This window comes from Mycobacterium sp. ACS1612, from assembly GCF_001667505.1.
Taxonomy (GTDB): domain Bacteria; phylum Actinomycetota; class Actinomycetes; order Mycobacteriales; family Mycobacteriaceae; genus Mycobacterium.
Genome location: NZ_LZHZ01000033.1, coordinates 129,020 through 146,562, shown reverse-complemented (window position 1 = coordinate 146,562; position 17,543 = coordinate 129,020). Strand labels below are relative to the sequence as shown.

General features: G+C 67.3%; 19 protein-coding genes and 2 pseudogenes. 10 read left to right on the top strand and 11 right to left on the bottom strand.

Features of this window, described 5'->3' with window-relative positions:
- Positions 1-32 precede the first annotated feature (32 nt).
- A complete protein-coding gene (gene dapE / locus A5724_RS14780; RefSeq protein ID WP_232004840.1) occupies positions 33-1,094 on the bottom strand; it encodes a succinyl-diaminopimelate desuccinylase in 1,062 nt (353 codons plus the stop codon).
- A gap of 73 nt (positions 1,095-1,167) precedes the next feature.
- Between dapE and dapD the strand changes: the two genes are divergently transcribed.
- Entirely contained in the window at positions 1,168-2,112 is a 945-nt protein-coding gene (gene dapD / locus A5724_RS14775; RefSeq protein WP_067802840.1) for a 2,3,4,5-tetrahydropyridine-2,6-dicarboxylate N-succinyltransferase, read from the top strand.
- 16 nt (positions 2,113-2,128) lie between these two features.
- Here dapD and A5724_RS14770 read toward each other — a convergent pair whose 3' ends face one another.
- Positions 2,129-3,316: an ROK family transcriptional regulator gene (locus tag A5724_RS14770; RefSeq protein WP_082965028.1), complete on the bottom strand. Its 1,188-nt coding sequence runs from the start codon at positions 3,314-3,316 to the stop codon at positions 2,129-2,131.
- 52 nt (positions 3,317-3,368) lie between these two features.
- Here A5724_RS14770 and A5724_RS14765 point away from each other — a divergent pair, with 52 nt between their 5' ends.
- Positions 3,369-4,547 (top strand): MFS transporter, encoded by a 1,179-nt coding sequence (locus A5724_RS14765; RefSeq protein WP_067802838.1) that lies wholly within the window; start codon positions 3,369-3,371, stop codon positions 4,545-4,547.
- Here A5724_RS14765 and A5724_RS14760 read toward each other — a convergent pair.
- From A5724_RS14760 to A5724_RS14750, 3 genes are read right to left on the bottom strand one after another with little or no spacing between them, the layout of a single operon-like run.
- Positions 4,544-5,116 carry a M15 family metallopeptidase gene (locus A5724_RS14760; protein WP_067802835.1) on the bottom strand — a complete coding sequence of 191 codons (573 nt, stop codon included), beginning with the start codon at positions 5,114-5,116 and terminating at the stop codon, positions 4,544-4,546. The two genes, A5724_RS14765 and A5724_RS14760, sit on opposite strands and share 4 nt — an antisense overlap.
- Positions 5,116-5,466 (bottom strand): VOC family protein, encoded by a 351-nt coding sequence (locus A5724_RS14755; protein ID WP_067802832.1) that lies wholly within the window; start codon positions 5,464-5,466, stop codon positions 5,116-5,118. Before A5724_RS14755 ends, A5724_RS14760 begins: the two co-directional genes overlap by 1 nt.
- Complete coding sequence (locus A5724_RS14750; RefSeq protein WP_067802829.1) at positions 5,463-6,860, bottom strand: acyl-CoA synthetase; 1,398 nt, start codon at positions 6,858-6,860, stop codon at positions 5,463-5,465. The genes A5724_RS14755 and A5724_RS14750 overlap by 4 nt, the downstream gene beginning before the upstream one ends.
- A gap of 17 nt (positions 6,861-6,877) precedes the next feature.
- Here A5724_RS14750 and A5724_RS14745 point away from each other — a divergent pair, with 17 nt between their 5' ends.
- On the top strand, positions 6,878-7,438 hold the full coding sequence (locus A5724_RS14745) for an NUDIX hydrolase (RefSeq protein ID WP_067802828.1): 561 nt from the start codon (positions 6,878-6,880) through the stop codon (positions 7,436-7,438).
- Here the strand turns inward: A5724_RS14745 and A5724_RS14740 are convergent.
- Positions 7,391-7,723 (bottom strand): hypothetical protein, encoded by a 333-nt coding sequence (locus tag A5724_RS14740; protein WP_197518658.1) that lies wholly within the window; start codon positions 7,721-7,723, stop codon positions 7,391-7,393. The genes A5724_RS14745 and A5724_RS14740 overlap by 48 nt on opposite strands.
- A gap of 168 nt (positions 7,724-7,891) precedes the next feature.
- On the opposite strand from A5724_RS14740, the gene A5724_RS14735 reads away from it, so the two are divergent.
- Positions 7,892-8,287 (top strand): SgcJ/EcaC family oxidoreductase, encoded by a 396-nt coding sequence (locus A5724_RS14735; protein ID WP_067802822.1) that lies wholly within the window; start codon positions 7,892-7,894, stop codon positions 8,285-8,287.
- On the opposite strand, the gene A5724_RS14730 is transcribed toward A5724_RS14735, so the two are convergent.
- Both A5724_RS14730 and pruA read right to left on the bottom strand, forming a co-directional pair.
- Positions 8,284-9,249, bottom strand: a complete 966-nt coding sequence (locus A5724_RS14730) for a proline dehydrogenase family protein (RefSeq protein ID WP_067802942.1) — start codon at positions 9,247-9,249, stop codon at positions 8,284-8,286. The genes A5724_RS14735 and A5724_RS14730 overlap by 4 nt on opposite strands.
- Positions 9,250-9,252: 3 nt before the next feature.
- Entirely contained in the window at positions 9,253-10,881 is a 1,629-nt protein-coding gene (gene pruA / locus A5724_RS14725) for an L-glutamate gamma-semialdehyde dehydrogenase (RefSeq protein ID WP_067802820.1), read from the bottom strand.
- A 94-nt stretch (positions 10,882-10,975) separates the two neighbouring features.
- Between pruA and A5724_RS14720 the strand changes: the two genes are divergently transcribed.
- Positions 10,976-12,553: a CdaR family transcriptional regulator gene (locus tag A5724_RS14720; protein ID WP_067802818.1), complete on the top strand. Its 1,578-nt coding sequence runs from the start codon at positions 10,976-10,978 to the stop codon at positions 12,551-12,553.
- An 83-nt stretch (positions 12,554-12,636) separates the two neighbouring features.
- Here A5724_RS14720 and dapC read toward each other — a convergent pair whose 3' ends face one another.
- Together dapC and fdxA are read right to left on the bottom strand one after the other, a co-directional pair.
- The gene (gene dapC, locus A5724_RS14715; RefSeq protein ID WP_067802814.1) at positions 12,637-13,713 is read right to left on the bottom strand and encodes a succinyldiaminopimelate transaminase; all 1,077 of its coding nucleotides are present in this window, start codon (positions 13,711-13,713) and stop codon (positions 12,637-12,639) included.
- A 38-nt stretch (positions 13,714-13,751) separates the two neighbouring features.
- On the bottom strand, positions 13,752-14,078 hold the full coding sequence (gene fdxA, locus A5724_RS14710; protein WP_067802812.1) for a ferredoxin: 327 nt from the start codon (positions 14,076-14,078) through the stop codon (positions 13,752-13,754).
- 364 nt (positions 14,079-14,442) lie between these two features.
- On the opposite strand from fdxA, the gene A5724_RS14705 reads away from it, so the two are divergent.
- The 4 genes and pseudogenes from A5724_RS14705 to A5724_RS34585 all read left to right on the top strand — a co-directional run.
- Entirely contained in the window at positions 14,443-14,655 is a 213-nt protein-coding gene (locus A5724_RS14705; protein ID WP_067802809.1) for a hypothetical protein, read from the top strand.
- Positions 14,656-14,773: 118 nt separating this feature from the next.
- The gene (locus A5724_RS33785) at positions 14,774-14,941 is read left to right on the top strand and encodes a hypothetical protein (RefSeq protein WP_156752284.1); all 168 of its coding nucleotides are present in this window, start codon (positions 14,774-14,776) and stop codon (positions 14,939-14,941) included.
- Between the two features lie 44 nt (positions 14,942-14,985).
- A pseudogene (locus tag A5724_RS34930) lies at positions 14,986-15,108 on the top strand (PadR family transcriptional regulator); the annotation flags it as partial.
- 12 nt (positions 15,109-15,120) lie between these two features.
- Positions 15,121-16,494: pseudogene (locus tag A5724_RS34585) on the top strand (FAD-dependent oxidoreductase); the annotation flags it as partial.
- On the opposite strand, the gene A5724_RS14680 reads toward A5724_RS34585, so the two are convergent.
- Positions 16,491-16,811, bottom strand: a complete 321-nt coding sequence (locus tag A5724_RS14680; protein WP_156752283.1) for a hypothetical protein — start codon at positions 16,809-16,811, stop codon at positions 16,491-16,493. The pseudogene A5724_RS34585 and the gene A5724_RS14680 sit on opposite strands and share 4 nt — an antisense overlap.
- A gap of 167 nt (positions 16,812-16,978) precedes the next feature.
- On the opposite strand from A5724_RS14680, the gene A5724_RS14675 reads away from it, so the two are divergent.
- Positions 16,979-17,539 (top strand): YceI family protein, encoded by a 561-nt coding sequence (locus A5724_RS14675; protein ID WP_067802939.1) that lies wholly within the window; start codon positions 16,979-16,981, stop codon positions 17,537-17,539.
- The last annotated feature ends 4 nt before the right edge of the window (positions 17,540-17,543 follow it).

Below are 17,543 nucleotides of genomic sequence, written 5' to 3'. Positions count from 1 at the left end.
CTAACTCACATGCCCCAAGGGTACGAACCCGGTCAAGCGGATAAATATCGGCGCAGCATGTGCGCGGAAGCGGTGATCGCGGCGACGTCGACGCGCTCGTCGGCGCGGTGCGCGAGATTCGGGTCGCCGGGACCGTAGTTGACGGCCGGAATGCCCAGCGCCGCAAAGCGCGCGACGTCGGTCCACCCGTACTTCGCGCGCACCTGCCCGCCCGCGGCGTCGATGAGCGCGGCGGCCGCCGGCTGGGTCAGCCCCGGTAGCGCGCCTGGGGCGGCATCGGTCATTTCGATCTGCACATCCAACCCGTCGAGCACCTCGCGGACATGTTGCAGCGCCTGCTCGACGCTGCGGTCGGGCGCGAACCGGAAGTTCACGGTGACCGACGCAGCGTCGGGGATGACGTTGCCCGCGATCCCGCCGTCGATGCGCACCGCCGACAGCCCTTCGCGATACACACATCCGTCGATGTCGACGCTGCGGGCGTGATACTCCTTGAGCCGGGCCAGCACGTCGCCCAGCTTGTGAACGGCGTTGTCGCCCAACCACGATCGCGCCGAGTGCGCGCGGGTACCGGTAGCGCTGACGACGACACGTAGCGTGCCCTGGCAGCCCGCTTCGATGTAGCCGCCCGACGGCTCACCGAGAATCGCGACGTCGGCGTGCAGCCAGTCGGGCAGTTCGCGTTCGATGCGGCCCAACCCGTTGGCGGCCGCTTCGATCTCCTCGCAGTCGTACATCACCAGCGTCAGGTCGTGCGCCGGGTCGGTCACCGTCGCGGCCAGGTGCAGGAACACCGCGTCGCCGGCTTTCATGTCGGAGGTGCCGCAGCCGTAGAGTTCGCCGTTCTCGAGTCGGCTCGGCAGGTTGTCGGCGATCGGCACGGTATCGGTGTGGCCTGCGAGTAACACCCGCGACGGCAGGCCCCGGTTCGTGCGGGCCAGCACCGCGTTGCCGTTGCGCAGCACTTCGAAGCCGGTGGTCTGCGCGCGCAAAGCGGCCTCGATTTCGTCGGCGATGCGACGCTCGTCGCGCGATTCGCTGGGGATGTCCACCAGCGCCGCGGTCAGCGCAACGGGGTCGCCGCATAAATCCAGCGACGAGCCGCTCGGGCGAGGAGCCGAAGATGCAGCCACAGGAGTCGAGGTTAGTCGAGTAGCCTTTGGCGACGTGACTTCTGCAGCAGGCGTCGGCCTGGCGACCATCGCCGCCGACGGATCCGTCCTCGACACCTGGTTCCCGGCGCCCGAACTGGGCGCCGACGGTCCGACCGGCACCACGCGGCTGTCGGTCGCCGAGGTGCCCGCCGAGTTGGCCGAGCTGACCGGCCGCGACGAGGACCGCGACGTCGAGACGGTGGCGGTGCGCACGACGATCGCATCGCTTGACGACAAGGCCACCGACGCCTACGACGCCTACCTGCGACTTCACCTGCTGTCGCACCGGCGGGTGGCCCCGCACGGACTCAACGCCGACGGCTTCTTCGGCGTGCTGACCAACGTGGTGTGGACCAATTACGGCCCGTGTGCGGTGGACGGCTTCGAGGTGGTGCGGGCGCGGCTTCGCCGCCGCGGACCGGTGACGGTCTACGGCATCGACAAGTTCCCGCGGATGGTCGACTATGTGGTGCCCTCAGGCGTGCGCATCGCCGATGCGGACCGGGTGCGGTTGGGTGCGCACCTGGCGTCGGGTACCACCGTCATGCACGAGGGCTTCGTCAACTTCAACGCGGGCACGCTGGGCACTTCGATGATCGAGGGCCGCATCTCCGCGGGTGTCGTCGTCGACGACGGCTCCGACGTGGGCGGGGGCGCGTCGATCATGGGCACGCTGTCCGGCGGCGGCACGCAGGTGATCTCCGTCGGCAAGCGCTGTCTGCTCGGCGCCAACGCCGGGTTGGGCATCTCGCTCGGCGACGACTGCGTCGTCGAGGCGGGTCTGTACGTCACGGCGGGGACCAAGGTGCAGACCGCCGACGGCCAGACGGTCAAGGCTCGCGAGTTGTCGGGCGCCAACAAGCTGCTGTTCCGCCGCAACTCGGTCACCGGCGCCGTCGAGGTGGTCAAGCGCGACGGCACCGGCATCACGCTGAACGAGGCGCTGCACGCCAACTAGCCGCCGCGGCTAGCGGTCAAACCCGCTGCCGGCCAACCCAATCGGCCAGTCCCGCGGCATTGGTGACGTGGTCAAGGGCCATGGCGACGGCGCCGTGCAGTGGTCCCTCTTCACCGTGTTGGGCGTCGCACACCGGCGGCGGCGACACTTTGCGGAACGCCATCAACCCGTCGCGGTACGCGGTGTCGAAGACCTCTGGCGCGGCGGACCTGATCAGGGCGGCGACCCCGCCGAGCGTCACCACCTCGGGATCGTGCAGGTTCACCAGGCCGCCGACACCGCGCCCGAGCGACGCGGCGACGGCATCGACGGCTCGGCGGGTCGCGGCGTCGCGGCGTCCGATCAACTCGTGCACGTAACCGACCGGGTCGTCGGGCGGTCGATCGCCTCGATGTCTGGCCAGTGCGCGGCCGTCCACGGTGAGGTCCCAGCATCCGCGCGCACCACACGGGCACTCCAGTGCAGGGTTCCCGAACGGAACGTGGCCGTACTCCCCCGCCGCGCCGTGCGCCCCGGTGAGCGTCTCGCCGTTGACCACCAAAGTACCGCCGATACCTTGCGCCACAATCAAATACAGCGCGGTCGTGGCGCCCCTGGCGGCGCCGGTACGCGCCTCGGCCAACCCGGCCAGCGTCGCATCGTTACCCAGCAGCAGTGAAATACCAGCACGGGCAGGAATCTTCGACGTCAACACCGAAAGGTCGACGTCGCTCCAGCCCCTGGAGGTGAACTGCACCAGCCGCGAGTCGCTGACCGTGCCCGCCACCGATACCGCAATCGCCCTGAGCCGCTCGGACTTCCGCCGATAGACGGCACCGATGGCGTCGGCAAGCCGAGCAAGGACCGGCCCCAATTCGTCGCCAGGATACGCGGCCTGCGTCACCGGTTGCGGTAGGCCGTCGATGCCGGCCAACGCAAGGCGCCAGTCGGTGGCCCGCAGGTCGGCCGCAAGCACCAGCGGGCCCTGCGGGTGCGGACCGAGCACGGTGGTCGGTCGTCCACGTCCCTGTGTAGGCGCAGGCGTCTCGTCGAGCAGTCGCGCCTGCCGCATGCGGGCGACCAGTTCGGTGGCGCCGCCGCTGCCGATGCCCAGTCGCTGGGCGGCGGCGGCGCGGGTGATGCCGGGCTCGGACCGCACCGCGTCGATCAGTTGGCCGGCGCCCAACCAGCGCACATGCGCGGCCTGCCGTGGGTCCTGTGCCATCGCCGGTAGTATCTCACTTGAATATGCTCGGTTGCCGAGTATATTCGTGGCAATGTCGGTCACCGCGGAACGCGCCCCAAGTCAAGGGCTTCGGGACAGCGTGCCAGGACTGCTGTCTCTAGCGCTGGCCGCATTTCTCGCAGTCACGACCGAGGTTTCCTTGGTGGGACTGCTGCCCGCGGTCGGCGCGACCTTCAGTGTGTCCAATTCGGTCACCGGCCTGCTGGTCGGTCTGTACGCCGTGATGGTCGCCACCCTTTCGGTGCCGCTGACCGTCGCGACTGCCCGGTTCGGACGCAAGCCGCTGCTGCTGGCGACCGTGTTCGGGTACGCGGTGAGCAACCTGCTGGTCGCCGTCGCTCCGCTATTCGCGGTCGTCGCAACCGGGCGGGCCATCGGCGGGGTGACGCACGCGCTGTTCTTCTCGTTGATGATCGGATACGCACCGCGTTTGGTGTCGCGGGCGCATGTGGGGCGGGCGCTGGCGCTGGCCGGAGGCGGCGCCTCGGCGGGCATGGTCCTCGGGGTTCCGGTGACGACGTCGTTGGGCACCGCGGTGGGGTGGCGAGCGTCGTACGCGCTGCTGGCCGTGCTGTCGGTCGTGACGCTGGTGCTCGTCGCCCGGGTATTGCCGCGGGTGAATTCCGAACCGGTGTCGGATCGTTCGGCGACTGCGGGCCGCAAGGCGCTCACCGCCGTCTCGGCGTCGAACCTGTTCTCGTTTCTCGGGCAGTTCACGGTGTACACGTACGTCAGCGTGCTGCTGCTGAACAGCGGCGTCAGCCCGGCGTTCGTCGGCCCGATCCTGTTGGTGTGCGGCGCATGCGGTTTGCTCTCGCTGTGGTGGGTCGGCAGGCACCTCGACCGAAGCCCCCGCACCGCCGCGGTGGCTGTGCTCGGCACGGTGGTCGTCGCCGTCCTCACGCTCGGCGGCACGTGGCCCGCGATGGTCGCCGTCGTCGCCGCGACGGCCGTCTGGAACGGCGCCTTCGGCGGTCTGCCGTCGATTTATCAGGCCTGCGCTGTGCGCACACATGCGGTGTCGCCTGAATTGGCGGGGGCGTGGGTGAACGCGACCGCTAACGCGGGCATCGCAGGCGGCGCGGCGATCGGCGCCGGTCTGCTTCAGACCGCGGGCCTCTCGTCGCTGCCGTGGGTGGGCGCTGCGTTGATCGGCATCGGCCTCCTGGTGGTCGTGCTGTCGCCCAAGGCGTTTCCCGCGACGGCCTAGCCCGCCGCGTTGGGCCGCAGTGGCGGGCAGTTGCCCTGCGCATCGAGCGCCAACTCGAAATGCCAGATCTCGTTGGCGTAGATCTGACACAACCCGAACTGCGCGCCGTTGCGGATCAGCCACTTGTCCGCCTCGACTGGCGCGATATCGACGGCCTGTCCGACAACATGTTTCGACACATCCGGCGACGCCACGAATTGCCTGGCGACGTCGACGCTGCCGTAGGTGTGCACGGCGTCGTCGAACAGCTTCTGCTGGAACCCTTTTGATCGCCACCCGGAGTTGATCCTGAGGTCGACGCCCTGCGCTTTGGCGGTGTCGGCGGCCTTCTGGACGGCGGCGAGCAACGTCGGATCCAGGTTGGTCACCGTGGGGTTCGACGTGTCGTAGGGGCTCAGCGTCTGACCGTCGGGAATCCATCCGCCGTAGGTATCGGTGGCGGCCGGGCCGATGTTCAGCGGCGCCGGAGGCAACGGCGATTCGGTGGTGGACACCGGTTGGATCGGGATCGTCGTCGCGCACCCACCGATCAGCGAAGCGGCGACGAGGATCAGGGATACCGTGCGCATCAATCGTGTGCCGCGAGGATGCAGAACTCGTTGCCCTCCGGGTCGGCCAGCACCACCCAGGACTGCTCGCCCTGGCCGATGTCGACATGCCGTGCGCCCAAGGCAACTACACGGTCGATCTCAGCCTGCTGATCGTCGGGCCGGAAGTCGAGGTGAATCCGGTTCTTCACCACTTTGTCGTCAGGCACGTCGAGGAACAACCAGTTGGGTCCCGCACCAGGCGGAGCCTCGAGCACCACGTCGCCGTCGTCGTCGCGGTAGTGCCGCCACCCGAGAACCTCCGACCACCAGGCGCCGAGCGCGCCCGCGTCGTGGGCGTCGATGCAGATCTCGTCGAACCTCAGGGTCATCCGGTCAACTCCTTCTTCAGCACCTTACCCATCGCGTTGCGCGGCAGACTGTCCACCAACCGCACCTCGCGCGGCCGCTTGTGCACCGCAAGTTGTTGCGCGACATAGTCGATCAATGCTTGCGGGTCGGCGTCTCCCACGACGAATGCCACGATCCGCTGACCGAGATCGTCGTCGGGCACGCCGACCACCGCCACCTCGTGGACGTCGGGATGGCCCAGCAGTACGGTCTCGATCTCCCCTGCCCCGACCCGGAAGCCGCCGGTCTTGATCAGATCGACGGACTCGCGTCCGACGATGCGATGCATGCCCGCGTCGTCGATCACCGCGACATCACCGGTGCGGTACCAGTCGGCGTCGTACGCCTCGGCGGTGGCCTCCGGCTTGTTGAGGTAGCCGTCGAACATCGTGGGGCTCTGAATCTGCAGGCGCCCGATGGTTTTCCCGTCGTGCGGCACCGTTTCGCCGTGCTCGTCGACGAGTCGCGTCTGCACGCCGGTCAACGGCAGCCCCACCGAACCGGGTCTGCGCTCACCGTCGATGCGGGTGGACAGCGTGATCAGCGACTCCGTCGCCCCGTAGCGTTCGACCGGCCGGTGTCCGGTCAACTCGGTCAGCTTGTCGAAGATCGGCACCGGCAGCGGCGCGCTTCCCGACACCAGCAGCCGCGCCGAGGACAACGCGCGCGCCGCCGACTCGTCGGCGACGATGCGCGTCCACACCGTCGGCACCCCGAAGTATATCGAGCCACCGGCTTGCGCGTAGGCCTCCGGCGTCGGTCTTCCGGTGTGCAGGAAACGGTTTCCGATTCGCAGCGAGCCGATCAACCCCAGCACCAGGCCATGTACGTGATACATCGGCAGCCCGTGCACCAGCGTGTCCTCGGCGGTCCACTGCCAGGCCTCGGCGAGCATGTCGATGTCGGCGGCGAGCGCGCGCCTGCTCAGCACCACACCCTTGGGCGGGCCCGTGGTGCCCGACGTGTAGACGATCAGGGCCGTCGTATCCGGGTGCGGTTCGGGATAGCGATGCCACGACCGGGCATGCAGTCGCACCGGTATATGGGACAGGCCGTCGGCCTCGGCGGGTTTTTCCCCGAGCCACACCTGTGCGCCGGAGTCGGTCAGCATGTGCCTGCGCTCGCTGGCGCCGACGTCCGCCGGCACGGGCACGACGGGCACGCCTGCGATCAGACATCCCGCGACCGCCAGCACTGTGGTGGCACTGGGGGTGGCCAGGACGGCCACGCGGTCGGCGTCGGCGACCCGCTCGGCCACCGACGTGGCAGCGCCTACCAGATCGCTACGGCTCAGCGTGGCGCCGTCGATGCGTACCGCGTCGGCGATGTCGGCGCCGCCTGCGACGGCGGCTGGGTTCAGCGAGGCCAAGAGCACGACGTGAGGTTACCCATATGGGGCTCGGCGATACTGGGCGCGTGAACCAGATCCAGCGGGTGGGCTCGCGCGAGGTGTATAGGAACAATTGGCTGACTTTGCGAGAAGACGACATCCGGCGTCCAGACGGCAGCCCCGGCATTTACTCGGTGGTCGACAAGCCGACGTGTGCGCTGGTGATTCCGCGTGACAGCGACCGGTTCCACCTGGTCGAGCAGTTCCGTTATCCGCTGGGCAGGCGGCGCTGGGAATTTCCGCAGGGCGCCGCGCCGGGCCAGGAGGAACTCGAACCCACCGAGCTTGCGAACCGTGAGTTGAGCGAGGAGACCGGGTTGCGAGCGGCGTCGATGGAACTGCTGGGCACAGTCGACGTGGCGCCGGGAATGAGCAGCCAGCGGTGCGCGGTGTTTCTCGCGACGGGCATCACCGAAGGTGAGCACGACCGCGAGCACGAGGAGCAGGACATGCGCAACGGGTGGTTCACCCGTGGTCAGCTCGAACGGATGATGCGCGATGGCGAAATCACCGATTCACAGTCCGTCGCGGCGTGGGCTTTGCTGCTGTTGTCCGGTGGCTGAGATCACATGCGGAGGTTTGGCTCCCAACCCGACCACCGCCGCCGCCGCAGCCAGAGACGGCACGCCGACGACCCACATCGCCAGCTTGGCGTCGCCGGTCAAATCGGTCAGTCGCCCGGTCACGTCCGGTCCGAGGAATCCGCTGAGAGGCGCCCAGAACACCGGCACGGCACACATCACCGAACAAATGGACAGCGTGATGGCGACCGGATCGGTCAGTCGTTGTGATGAGTTCCGGCGGCCCGCGGGGTCTATATGGATGTGAACCGCGTGGCTGACAAGCATTTTGAACCGCACAACGTTCTAGACCGTTGAACAAACATGAGGTCTGAGGAGGTGACACGATGACCGCAATGTTCGGGATGATGGCAATGATGCCCGTGCTGTTCGCCAGTGCAGGCTACGTCCTCGTGTCATCCGGCAGCACCTCCGAATGCAAAGGATGCAAGCCCGATGAATGATGCGGACACCATCCGCCAACTCATCCTCCGCTGGGCAGACGCCGTTCACGCCGGTGATATCGAAGCCGTTCTGGCCGATCGTGATCCGGACATCGTCATGTTCGACGTGCCGCCTCCGTACGACGGCCTTCGGGGCATCGACGCCTACCGGAACTCCTGGCCGGACTTCTTCGAGTGGCAACGCCAGGGCGCCATCTTCGAGATCACCGAGCTGGATGTGACGGCCGGCGATGACGTGGCGTACGCGTACGCGCTAGCGCGCTGCGGTAAACCCGAGGACTTCGAGAACAACCCCGACAATCGGCTGCGAATGACCTTCGGTCTGCGCAAACGCGACGGCCGCTGGGTCGTCACGCACGAGCACGGCTCGTTCCCGCTGACCGGCTAGTGTCTGCGCTCGGCGAGCGCGCGCAGGAAGAACGTCAGATTCGCCGGACGCTCGGCCAGCCGGCGGACGAAGTAGCCGTACCACTGCGTGCCGAACGGGACATAGACGCGGACGTGGTTACCCGCGTCGGCCAACCGCCGTTGCTCGGTATCGCGGATGCCGTAGAGCATCTGGTATTCGAAATCGTCGACGCTGCGCCCGTTCTCCCGGGCCAGCGCGGGCACCGCCTCGATGATCTGCGGGTCATGCGACGCCACCATCGGGTAGCCCGACCCCGCCATCAACACCGCCAGGCACCGCAGGTAGGAGTCGGCGACGTCGTCGCCGGAGCGGTAAGCCACCGACGCCGGTTCGTCATAGGCGCCCTTGCACAAGCGGATCCGCGCGCCTGAATCCGCGAACTCGCGGCAGTCGGCTTCGGTGCGCTTCAGATAGGCCTGCAACACCGTTCCCAGCCAACTGAATTCGGTGCGCAGGTCACGCACGATCGACAGCGTCGAATCGGTGGTGGTGTGGTCTTCGGCGTCGACCGTCACCCACGCCCCGACCTGCTGGGCCCGCTCGCAGATCGTGTGTGCATTCTCCAGCGCGATCTTCTCGCCGTCGCGCGGCAGCGACTGACCCAGCGCGGACAACTTCAGCGACACCTCGAGCGGTCGCACCCGATCGCACGGTTCGTCGCGGCCGCCGAGCGCGTCGAGCAACTCGAGGTAGGCGGCGACGGTGGTGTTCGCGGTGTCGACGTCGGTGACGTCCTCACCGAGGTAGTCGATGCTGACCAGACGGTGCGAATCACGAAGCTTAGCAATGGATTTCATCGCATCAGCGACCGTCTCGCCGGGAACAAAGCGGTGCACCACGTCCCTGGTGACCGGCAGCCGCTCGGCGGTCCTGCGCAGCCCTTCCCGCCTGCTGGCGGCCAGGATCGCCGGACGCGCGACCCGGTGGAACAATTCGGTCATCATTTAAGACTCCATGTGCGGGTAATTGTGATCGGTGGGCGGCACGAACGTCTCCTTGATCGACCGGGCCGACGTCCAGCGCAGCAGATTCAGCGCCGAACCGGCCTTGTCGTTGGTGCCCGACGCCCGCGACCCGCCGAAAGGCTGCTGCCCGACCACGGCTCCCGTCGGCTTGTCATTGACGTAGAAGTTGCCCGCCGCATGCCGTAGCCGCTTCTCGGCGGCCAGCACCGCGGATCGGTCGTCGGCGATCACCGCACCAGTCAAGGCATACTTCGCACCGGTGTCGACGACGTCGAGTATCCGGTCGTACTCGTCGTCGGCGTACACGTGCACCGACAGGATGGGGCCGAAGTATTCGGTGCAGAACGACTCGTCGGTCGGGTCGTCGGACAACAGCACCGTCGGGCGCACGAAATAGCCATCGCTGTCGTCGTATTCGCCGCCGACGGCGATGGTCACGTTAGCCGCACTCTTGGCTCGTTCGATGGCTTTGACGTTCTTCGCGAACGCCCGCTCGTCGATGACCGCCCCGCCGTAGTTGCTCAGATCGGTGACGTCGCCGTAGCGCACCGCCTCGGTGGCCGCCAGGAAGTCGTCGCCCATCTGCTGCCACACCGAGCGCGGAATGAACGCGCGCGACGCCGCCGAGCACTTCTGACCCTGGTAGTCGAAGGCGCCGCGAATCAGCGCGGCGCCCAACACATCCGGGCGCGCCGACGAGTGTGCGACCACGAAATCCTTGCCGCCGGTCTCTCCGACGAGCCGCGGATAGGTGTGGTAGCGCTCGATGTTCGCGCCGACGGTACGCCACAGATGCTGGAACGTCGTCGTCGAGCCGGTGAAGTGGATGCCTGCCAGCCGCGGATCGGCAAGCGCCACATCGGAAACCGCGATCCCGTCGCCCGCGAGCAGGTTGATCACTCCCGGCGGCAAACCTGCGGCCTCCAGCAGCTGCATGGTCAGGTACGCGGCGAATGTCTGCGTCGGCGAGGGTTTCCACACCACGGTGTTACCCATCAGCGCGGGCGCGGTCGGCAGGTTGCCCGCGATCGCGGTGAAGTTGAACGGCGTGATGGCGTAGACGAAGCCCTCCAGCGGGCGGTAGTCGGTGCGGTTCCACACCCCGCGGCTGCTGATCGGCTGCTGCGCCAGGATCTGCCGCGCGAACGCGACGTTGAATCGCCAGAAGTCGATGAGCTCACACGGCGAGTCGATCTCGGCTTGGTAGGCGGTCTTGGACTGCCCGAGCATGGTGGCTGCGGCGATTTTCTCCCGCCACGGTCCGGCCAGCAGGTCGGCCGCGCGCAGGAACACCGCGGCGCGCTCGTCGAACGGGGTGGCCTCCCAGTCGGGCTTGGCGGCCATCGCCGCCTCGATCGCTGCCGACGCGTCGGCATGCTGGGCGTTGGTGAAGGTGCCCAACCGCGCCGAGTGCCGGTGTGGCTGGACGACGTCGACGCGGTCGCCGGCGCCCATCCGGTGTGCGCCGCCGATGACATGCGGCAGGTCGATCGGGTCGTCGGCCAGGGTGCGGAGCTGTTCGGTGAGCCGGGTGCGTTCACCCGAACCTGGTGCGTAATCGTGAACCGGCTCGTTGGCCGGCAGGGGCACGTCGGTGATGGCGTCCATGCTGCAAGGATCCCTGGAATGCGACGCACAACACATGGTCGATCCGACAACAGCATGTGGCGTTTATAGTCGAATCGGACAAAGGAGTGCGCCCATGGTCGAGCAGGCCGCCGGACTGGGCCTTGGGCAGCTGCTGCTGGCGCTGGACCGCACGATGGTCTCGCTGGTCGAGGCGCCCCGCGGCCTGGACATGCCGGTGAACTCGGTGGCGCTGGTGGATGCCGACGACGTGCGACTCGGCCTGGCGGTCGGGCCCGGCTCGGCGGATCTGTTCTTCCTCCTCGGAGTCTCGGACGCCGAGGCGGTGCGGTGGATCGGCCAGCAGCCGGGTGTGCCCGCCGCCATCTTCGTCAAGGAGCCGTCGGCGGCCGCGATCAAGCGGGCGGTCGCGCTCGGCATCGCGGTCGTGGCCGTCGAACCGCGGGCCCGGTGGGAGCTGCTCTACAAACTGGTCAACCACGCCTTCGAGCATCACGGCGACCGCGGCGATCCGCTCTACGACTCCGGCACCGATCTGTTCGGCCTCGCCCAGTCGATCGCCGATCGGACCCGCGGGATGATCAGCATCGAGGACGCCGACTCTCACATGCTGGCCTATTCGGCGTCCAGCGACGAGGCCGACGAACTGCGCCGGCTGACGATCCTGGGCCGCGCGGGTCCGCCCGAACATCTGGAGTGGATTGGGCAGTGGGGCATTTTCGATGCGCTGCGCGCCAGCGGCGATGTGGTCCGGGTCGCCGAGCGCCCGGAGTTGGGGCTGCGGCCGCGCCTCGCGGTCGGTATTCATCTGCCGTCGGCGGATTCGCGGCGGCGGCCGGGTTACGCCGGAACCATTTGGCTGCAACAGGGTTCGGCACCGTTGGCCGACGACGTCGAGGACATTCTGCGCGGTGGCGCGGTGCTGGCCGCGCGCATCATGTCACGGCTGGCGGCGACGCCGTCGACCCACACGTTGCGGGTGCAGGAGTTGCTCGGGCTGGTCGGCGAGGATCCCGACATCGGGGCGATCGCCAGCGAACTAGGCATCGCGGCCGACGGCCGCGCGGCCCTGATCGGTTTCGTCGGCGTAAAGAGTTCCGTGCCGGCGGACGTGATCGCATTGAGTGCCAGCGCTTTTCGCGCCGACGCCCAGATCGCGTCGACCGGCGAGCGGGTGTACGTGCTGCTGCCCAAGACCGGCGGCGCGTCGTCGGTGGCGTCGTGGGTGCGCGGCGTCGTCGCGGCATTGCGGCGCGAACTCGGTCTGACGCTGCGCGCGGTGATCGCGGCCCCGCTGGCCGGACTGGCTGCGGCGGCGTCGGCGCGTGCCGAGGTGGATCGGGTGTTCGACAGCGCCGAGCGGCATCCCGGCGCCATCGGTCAGGTCAGTTCGCTCGACGAGGCGCGTACCACGGTGCTGCTCGACGAGATCGTCTCGCAGGTGGCGGGTCAGCCCCGACTGGTGGATCCGCGGGTGCGTCGGCTGCGCGACGACGAACCGATATTGGCCGAGACGTTGCAGGCGTACCTCGACGGGTTCGGCGATATCGCCGCGGTCGCCCAGCGGTTGCATGTGCATCCGAATACGGTGCGCTATCGCGTTCGCCGGATCGAGAAGCTGCTGTCGACGTCGTTGGATGATCCCGACGACCGCTTAGTGCTGGCGCTGAGCTTGCGTGCGACGGAGCCTTAGTCGCCGAACGTGCGCTCGTATACGAGAATTTGGAGATTTTTCGAGCGGTAACGAACGTTCGCCGACGACAGAGGCTCCTTCGTTCAGCCGCGCAGCCGCTGCACCGCCGCGTCGATCCGCTCGTCGGACGCCGTCAAGGCGACCCGGACATGCTGCGCTCCCCGCGGACCGTAGAACTCGCCGGGCGCCACCAGGATCCCGCGCTGCGCCAACCACGCGAGGGTGTCGCGGCACGGTTCGCCGCGGCTGCCCCAGATGTACAGCCCGGCCTCGGAGTGGTCGACGGCCAGGCCGGCCGCCTGCAGCGCGGGCATCAGCACGGCCCGGCGTCGCTCATAGCGCCGGCGCTGCTCGACTTCGTGCGGATCGTCGTCCAGTGCGGCCACCATCGCGGCCTGGATCGGCGTCGGCACCATCATGCCCGCGTGTTTGCGCACCGCCAGCAGTTCGCCGACCACGGCAGGGTCGCCGGCGACGAAGCCCGCGCGGTAACCCGCCAGCGACGACGTCTTCGACAGCGAGTGCACGGCCAGCAACCCGGTGTGGTCGCCGTCGCAGACGTCGGGATGCAGCACCGAATACGGCTGCGCATCCCACCCGAGCCCCAGATAGCACTCGTCGGAGGCCACCAGCGCGCCGCGCTCGCGGGCCCACCCAACGACCTTGCGGAGGTGGTCGACGCCAAGCACCTTGCCAGTCGGGTTGCTGGGCGAGTTGAGGTAGACCAGCGCGGGCGTTTGCGGACCGAGTTGCGTCAGCGAATCAGCCCGCAGCACCTGGGCGCCCGCCAGCAGCGCGCCGACCTCGTATGTGGGATAAGCCAATTCAGGCACGACGACAACGTCATCGGGGCCGAGGCCGAGCAGCGTCGGCAGCCACGCGATTAGTTCCTTGGTCCCGATGACCGGAAGCACGGCATCGTCAGCCAGCCCGGTGATCCCGTACCTGCGACGTAGGGCCGCCACCGCCGACGCCCGCAACGCGGGGGTGCCAGCGGTCGTCGGATAGCCCGGAGCTGAACTGGCCGCGGCGAGCGCGTCGCGGATCACCGGTGCCACCGGATCGATTGGTGTGCCGACCGACAGATCGACTATGCCGTCGGGGTGCGACTTCGCGAGGGCGGTGACGTCAGCCAGGGTGTCCCATGGGAATTCCGGCAGAAACGTCGAGACGCGCTTACGAAGCTCCGCGCGAGCCGTTAGGAGTCCTCACCTTGTGGAGGCAGGCTCTTCACCGACTCGGGATCGTTCTCGGTGAGCCCCACCTTCGAGGCCCCGCCCGGCGATCCGAGTTCGCTGAAGAAGTCGGCGTTGATCTGGGTGTATCCACTCCACTGATCGGGCACGTCATCTTCGTAGTAGATGGCCTCGACCGGGCAGACCGGCTCGCATGCGCCGCAGTCGACGCACTCGTCCGGGTGGATGTACAGCATGCGTGCGCCCTCGTAGATGCAATCGACAGGGCACTCTTCGATACAAGCCTTGTCTTTGATGTCGACGCAGGGTTCGGCAATCGTGTACGTCACTGAGGTCTCCTCGATCTCCTGTCAGTGGGGCTGCCGTGCTTTGGTCGGGCCCGCCGAAAGTCGTTGCCAAGTATCCGTCGCCGAAACTTGGACGCGCGTGTCAGTGTGCCCTAACTTCCGCGTCGCCCGGTTAAGGGTTCCGCGTGGTTACTGATACTAGACGTTGCACATACAGCACGCCTAGGGACACACCTGGCCTTCCCTGCGTCGGGGTCATGTGACGGCGCGGCACATGCCCTGGTCGCAGTGATCTTGGCCGCATTCAGCGAAAACCCCGATTTTCAGGAAGAAGCGGCAATTGTCCAGACGTTTAACCAGATGTTAATTACTTAGGCCTGCCTAAGTCATATCCAAGGAGTCAGGAATGAGGAAATTCGCCCTCGGCCTGGCCAGCGCTGGCGCCTTCGCGGCGATCACCATCGGTTTGGCCGGCCCTGCAATGGCGTCGCCGGACTACGTCCTCCCAGGTCGGGACGACGCGTACACCAGGCAACCCCTGTCGACCACGGTCCGGCCGGTCGACAGCGCGGTGCAGATCAACTACCCCGCTGCAGGTGACGACATCAGCTGGCGCTGACAGATGGCGTCACTCACACACCGGTCGGCGCTGTGATCACCTGCAGGTAACGGAACAGCATCCTCACGTAACGGGTTCCAGTACTTAGCTCAACTAAGTCGGACAGAGGAGTCCTGAAATGAAGAAGTTTGCCATCTCCGTCGCAACCGCAGCCACCCTCGCGGTGACGGCCCTCGGTATGGCCGGGCCCGCCTTGGCCGCGCCGAGCGACGCTTCGTATCAGGCCGTCGACTGCTCGGTGCACGTCAACTCGGGCGGCACCGACGTCGGCGTGAACTGGTGCTGAGGTGACGATCCGCGTGGCCCTGCCCCACGCGATTTTGGGCGGCCACCCATCAGCAGACCTATCGCACTTTGAAGTCGACGGAGGATGACGGTTTGGTGACCGTCACTCCGGTCGCACAGCAGGGTCGGCCGGACAACAAGGTCTACGCCGTCTGCGACGCCGGTCGCGCCGAACTCGCGCGCTGGATCGCCGAACCGCTGTCGGGGCGCGGAAGTTCGGTGGCCGACAACCGTACCCGCGACATCGCGGTGAAAGTGCGCGGCTGCGAATACGGTGACCCTGACGCGGTGCGCGCTCAAGTGGCTGCGCTGCGCGCTGAGCGCGCCGAACTGCTCGACACCTACCGCGGTTTCGAGAAGCGGCAATTCCCCGACCCTAACGGGCTGTCAGGTGCCGCCCTGCATCAATACCTCGTGCTGCGTGGCGGTATCCGCGTCGGCGACGACTTCATCATCTGCTGCCGGATGTCGATGGCCGACTCCGTCGAGGACGGTCAGAGCTGGGACGAAATCACCGCACTGGCAACTGAAGTGGAGGCGGCGGGCGCCACCCTGATCAACACCCGGCATCGGCTGGCATGAGGCGCGGGTGCCGTCACCTCGGTGCCCAACAGCGCCTTCGTCGACATCAGCAACGCGTGGCCGAACACGTGACGATCCCGGTGATCGCGTCGAACCGGATCAACATGCCGGAAGCCGCCGAGCAGATCCTCGCCGACGGCAACGTGCAACTGATTTCGGTGGCGCGTCCGCTGCTGTCCGACCCGATGCGACGCGCCAAGCAGGTCGCCGTGGTCGGCGCGGGCCCGCCGGACTGGCGGCCGCCGTCACCGCCGCCCAGCGCGGCCATCGGGTGACGCTGTTCGACGCCGGCGACGTGATCGGCGGCCAATTCGATTTGGCACGAAGGATTCCCGGCAAGGAAGAGTTCGCCGAAACGATCCGCTACTACACCCGGATGCCCGACAAGCATGGCGTCGACGTTCGGCTTCGCACCCGCGCCACGGTGGACGACCTCACCGGTTTCGACGAGGTGGTGCTCGCCACCGGTGTGTCACCACGCCGGCTGAGCAGGCAGACGACTACAGGTCACCGTCATTAATTCTGAAGGAGTGGAAGGCCGAGTGGGGCGCGGCCGATCCGCAAGAGGCACGCGGCGCGCTGACCACCCCCATCCCGGCACCACCTGCGCGTGAGGTGTATCTGCTGCAGCGGACCAAGGGGCCGCAGGGTAAGCGGCTTGGCAAGACGTCGGGTTGGGTGCACAGGGCTGCGCTGAACGCTAAAGGGGTGCAGCAGCTTTCGGGCGTCAACTACGAACGCATCGACGACGACGGGCTGCACATCAGCTTCGGGCCCGATCGCTCCGACGTGCGACTGCTGGCGGTCGACAACGTGGTGATCTGCGCGGGCCGGGACGCGGTCCGCGCCCTCGAAGAAGGCCTGCGCCGCCGCGGTGTCGAGCCGCACGTCATCGGCGGGGCGGCGCTGGCCGCCGAACTCGACGCCACGCGCGCCATCCGGCAGGGCACCGAGCTGGCGGCCAAACTCTAAGGCGACGGACTCGTGCTCGCCGGGTTCTCCGGACATGACAACTGGACGTGCACCGTCTGGAATTCACCGGCGTTCAGGGGCTCAGCGACGGTGGGATAGATGCCCAGCACGTGGCAGTGCCGCTTGAGGTTCTCGTCCATATAGGCGATGTCCCGGTCGAGGCCGTTGAGCATCACGTTGTAGCCCCAGTCCTGCAGCTGCTCGATGACGTCACCGGCGTACGTGCCGAGATTCATGATGTTGTCGGCCTGCGCCACGGCGGGCACAGACAGTCCGGCCGCGACCAACGACATCGCGGCAACAGCCTTTCCAACCACCGAAGTTCTCCTTTGAACTCACGCTGAACAAAAGGTGAACTCCACATTAACGCGCACGTCAACCGCGTATGACGCATTTCGCGCCAGGGGAATGTATTCGGACTGTGGTCCGTTTAGTACGTCGAAGGTGTCGGAAGGGCCGACACCACTAGGTGAAAGAGACGCACATGACCTCGACTTCTGAAGCCACCACCACCAGCAAGCTCGGCGCGGGCACCTGGGCCATCGATCCGGTGCACTCGTCGATCAGTTTTTCGGTGCGCCACCTGATGGTGAGCAAGGTTCGAGGCCGCTTCGAGAAGTTCAGCGGCGCCATCGTCGTCGCTGAGGACGGCACCCCGTCGGTGACGGCCGAGATCGCGGTCGACTCGATCAACACCAACAACGAGCAGCGTGACGGGCACATCAAGTCGGCGGACTTCTTCGAGGTCGAGAAGTACCCGACGGCCACCTTCCGGTCCACCAATGTGCGGGCCAACGGCGACCACTACGCACTCGACGGCGAGTTCACACTGAAGGGCGTTACCAAGCCGGTCACCCTTGACCTCGAGTTCAACGGCGTCAACCCGGGTATGGGCCACGGTGAGGTCGCCGGCTTCGACGCGTCAGTGGTGTTGAACCGCAAGGACTTCGGCATCGACATCGAGATGCCGCTGGAGACCGGCGGCACGGTCGTCGGCGACAAGGTCACCATCGCGCTCGAGATCGAGGCGGTCAAGCAGGCCTGACGAC